The 3469-nt window shown below is 64.3% G+C and carries 4 protein-coding genes and 1 pseudogene; 2 read left to right on the forward strand and 3 right to left on the reverse strand.

Translation table 11 applies throughout. From position 1 onward, the window contains the following. Positions 1-114: 114 nt before the first annotated feature. Positions 115-771 carry a response regulator transcription factor CtrA gene (ctrA, locus tag ACE3P6_RS19045; protein ID WP_374398018.1) on the reverse strand — a complete coding sequence of 219 codons (657 nt, stop codon included), beginning with the start codon at positions 769-771 and terminating at the stop codon, positions 115-117. A gap of 95 nt (positions 772-866) precedes the next feature. Then, complete coding sequence (locus tag ACE3P6_RS19050) at positions 867-1145, reverse strand: DUF1153 domain-containing protein (RefSeq protein WP_374398019.1); 279 nt, start codon at positions 1143-1145, stop codon at positions 867-869. Positions 1146-1272: 127 nt separating this feature from the next. Between ACE3P6_RS19050 and mnmA the strand changes: the two genes are divergently transcribed. Together mnmA and ACE3P6_RS19060 are read left to right on the forward strand one after the other, a co-directional pair. Further along, the gene (gene mnmA, locus ACE3P6_RS19055) at positions 1273-2409 is read left to right on the forward strand and encodes a tRNA 2-thiouridine(34) synthase MnmA (RefSeq protein WP_374398020.1); all 1137 of its coding nucleotides are present in this window, start codon (positions 1273-1275) and stop codon (positions 2407-2409) included. Between the two features lie 4 nt (positions 2410-2413). Then, on the forward strand, positions 2414-2920 hold the full coding sequence (locus tag ACE3P6_RS19060; protein WP_374398021.1) for a DUF2059 domain-containing protein: 507 nt from the start codon (positions 2414-2416) through the stop codon (positions 2918-2920). Here the strand turns inward: ACE3P6_RS19060 and ACE3P6_RS19065 are convergent. After that, positions 2868-3469, reverse strand: a pseudogene (locus tag ACE3P6_RS19065) (lipid-A-disaccharide synthase); the annotation flags it as partial. The gene ACE3P6_RS19060 and the pseudogene ACE3P6_RS19065 overlap by 53 nt on opposite strands.

Here is a 3469-nt window from a genome sequence, read left to right on the forward strand (position 1 = left end):
CAACCCGATCTCCCCGCGCCAAGCCCGCACCCTCCAGGTGATCCATGAAACGCGCCCCTCGCAGCCGTCAACGCCATGATTTATATGCGAAATATCACGATTGCGACAGCGAAATCAGCGACTTACTTGGAGAATGTGGGTGTAATTGTCGCCGCCGGTGGCTTCGGCCAGCTTCTTGCGCAGCTTGCAGATGAAGACGTCGATGATCTTCAATTCCGGTTCGTCCATCCCGCCGTAAAGATGGTTCAGGAACATTTCCTTGGTCAGGGTGGTGCCCTTGCGCAAGGAAAGCAATTCCAGCATCTGATATTCCTTGCCGGTCAGATGCACCGCCTTGCCCTCGACATCCACGGTCTTGGCATCCAGATTGACCGACACCCGCCCGGTCTTGATCACCGACTGGCTGTGGCCCTTGGACCGACGGATGATGGCGTGGATGCGGGCGACCAGTTCCTCGCGGTGGAAGGGTTTGGTCAGGTAGTCGTCGGCACCGAATCCGAAGCCTTTCAGTTTGTTTTCCGTATCATCGGCGCCGGAAAGGATCAGGATCGGGGTTTCCACCCGGGCCTGGCGCACCTGGCGCAGCACCTCGTGCCCGCTCATGTCCGGCAGGTTCAGGTCGAGAAGGATCAGGTCGTAGTCGTAGAGCTTCGCCAGGTCGATCCCGTCTTCGCCCATGTCGGTGCAATAGACGTTCAGGTTGGCATGGGTCAGCATCAATTCGATGCTGCGCGAGGTCGTGGGATCGTCCTCGACAAGCAGAATGCGCATTCTTTAAAACTCCGCTCCGGTGGTTCTTCGTTAACAACCTTGGCGATCAATGGTTAACGGACGGTTACTATGCCAGAGGGAGAGTATGAATCCATTTAAAGTTGTCTGTATTTCTGGATCGCTGTGACTTTCAGGCCAGCATCGCCATGCTTCGCGACAGCCGTGCGCCAGAGGCCGAACTCCTCCTCGGACAGGGCGTAGCGGTCCAGCGCCTCCTTCTCCGAGATCAAGCCGTAGACGACCGCGCGGACCACCACCGCCTTGCGGCTGGCGACCCAGCGGCGGGTATCGGCAGGTGGCAGGTCCGCCCTGCTGAGAATGCTGCCATCCGGCAAGGTGATCTGCCGGGGGCCATCGACTCGCTTCAGAAACATCGCCGTTCCCTCATTGCTTTCACGGCAGAATGATCGAACAGGCTTAATCAATCCTGAAACGGGGGATTGAGAGTAGACAGCATTTTCATATATTGCCCATCATTCCCGCAACCCGGACAATCGACCCATGCCCCGCGATCTGGCCCTCAACTCCCTTGGCTTTGCCAAGCCGCCCTCCGAGACGCGGGTCGTCGTCGCCATGTCGGGCGGTGTCGACAGCTCGGTCGTGGCCGCGATGCTGGCCGAGGAAGGCTATGACGTCGTGGGCGTCACGCTGCAGCTTTACGACCACGGCGCCGCGCTGGCGAAGAAGGGCGCCTGCTGTGCAGGTCGCGACATCCATGACGCGCGCCGCGTGGCCGAGACGATGGGGTTCCCGCACTATGTCCTCGACTACGAGAACACCTTCCGCGAGGCGGTGATCGAGGAATTCGCCGACGCTTATCTCGCGGGCGCAACTCCGGTGCCCTGCATCCGCTGCAACGAACGGGTGAAGTTCAAGGACCTGCTGGCGACGGCAAAGGACCTTGAGGCCGATTGCATGGCGACCGGGCATTACATCCAGCGCAAACTGGGCGAACACGCCCCGGAACTGCACCAGGCCGCCGATCCCGCCCGCGACCAGAGCTATTTCCTGTTCTCGACCACGCCCGAGCAGCTGAGCTACCTGCGCTTCCCGCTGGGGCATCTGGCGTCGAAGGCCGAAACCCGGGCGCTGGCGGCGAAATACGGGCTGCCGGTGGCGGACAAGCCCGACAGCCAGGACATCTGCTTCGTCCCGAACGGCAACTACGCCGCGGTGATCGAGAAGCTGCGCCCCGGTGCCGCCGATCCGGGCGAGATCGTCGATATGGACGGCAACGTGCTGGGCGAGCATCGGGGCGTGATCCATTACACCATCGGCCAGCGGAAGGGCCTCGGGATCGGCGGTCTGGGCGAGCCTTTGTATGTCGTGAAGCTGGACCCCGAGACCCGGCGGGTGATCGTCGGGCCGAAAGTGGCGCTCTCCACCCGGATCATCCCGGTGCGCGAGATCAACTGGCTGGGCGACGCCCCCTTTGACTCGCAGCCCGAATGGCAGCTGAAGGTCAAGGTCCGCTCGACCCGCCCCCCGCGCGAGGCGATCATCCGCCCCACCGGCCCGACCACGGCCGAGGTGGAACTCCTTGCGCCCGAGGACGGGGTCAGCGCCGGGCAGGCCTGCGTCTTCTATGCCCCCGAAGGCAGCCGCATCTATGGTGGTGGCTGGATCTGGAAAGGATGACCCGTTGAAATATCTTGCGATCACGGCGCTTCTGGCCCTGCCGCTTCCCGTCCTTGCCGAAACGCGCGAAGAACGGGTGGCCGCCGCCAGCGAATATGTCGACCTTGCGCTGCAGGGCTTCGACATGTCGGCGATGATCGAGACGATGTACCAGCCGGTCCTGCAACAGGTGGCGGCCGGCGGGGCGAAACTGAGCGAGGAGCAGGTGGCGAAGATCCGCCAGCTTTACCTCGACACCTTCACCGAGCCGCTGACGAAGCTGATGCATGACCAGGCCGGGATCATGGCCGACATGATGACCCTGGCCGAGATCACCGCGCTGCGCGACTTCTACGCCACGCCCGAGGGCAAGTCGGTGATGGCCAAGCTGCCGCAGCTGACCGCCGCGCAGCAGCCGGGAATGATGGCGCTGATCAACGACAAGATGACCGGGCTGATGCCGCAGGTCCTGGCCATCGTCAACGGTGACGCGGCCCCCGCAGTGACGCCAGCACCGACCGCGCAGCCCTGAGGCCGGGGGGCTCGCCCCCCTTGCCCAGACGCTCCATCGTCAAGGCCATCGCCGATTGCTGCGCCGAAGGGTCGGCCAGCACCGCCTCCAGCGCGGGGGCGATCTTCTCGGCCCGGCAGTCCGGCCCGATGAACTCCGGCACCACGCGGGTTTCGCTGACGAGGTTGACCAGCGTCACCGTGTCGATCAACGCGGCCCGGCGCATCAGCCACAGGGTTGCCGGGTGCATGTCATAGGCCACGACCATCGGGCAGGCGTTGGCGGCGAGTTCCAGCGACACCGTGCCCGAAGCCGCCAGCGCCACATCAGCCGCGGCGAAGGCCCCGCGCTTTCGGGCCGCGTCCTCGATGATCTCCGGCTTGACCGCCCATCCCTCCGTCAGCTCTGCTACCTGCCCCGCCACGCCCCGCACCGTTGGCAGTGCCACGCGCAGGTCGGGGTGCCGGGCTTTCAGCCGCGCCACCACATCGCCGAAGACCGGGGTCAGCCGCGTGACCTCACCCCGCCGCGACCCCGGCAGGGCGAGGAGGAGCGGCCCCTGCCCCGCGA

Source organism: Tabrizicola sp., from assembly GCF_041911175.1.
GTDB lineage: Bacteria > Pseudomonadota > Alphaproteobacteria > Rhodobacterales > Rhodobacteraceae > Tabrizicola.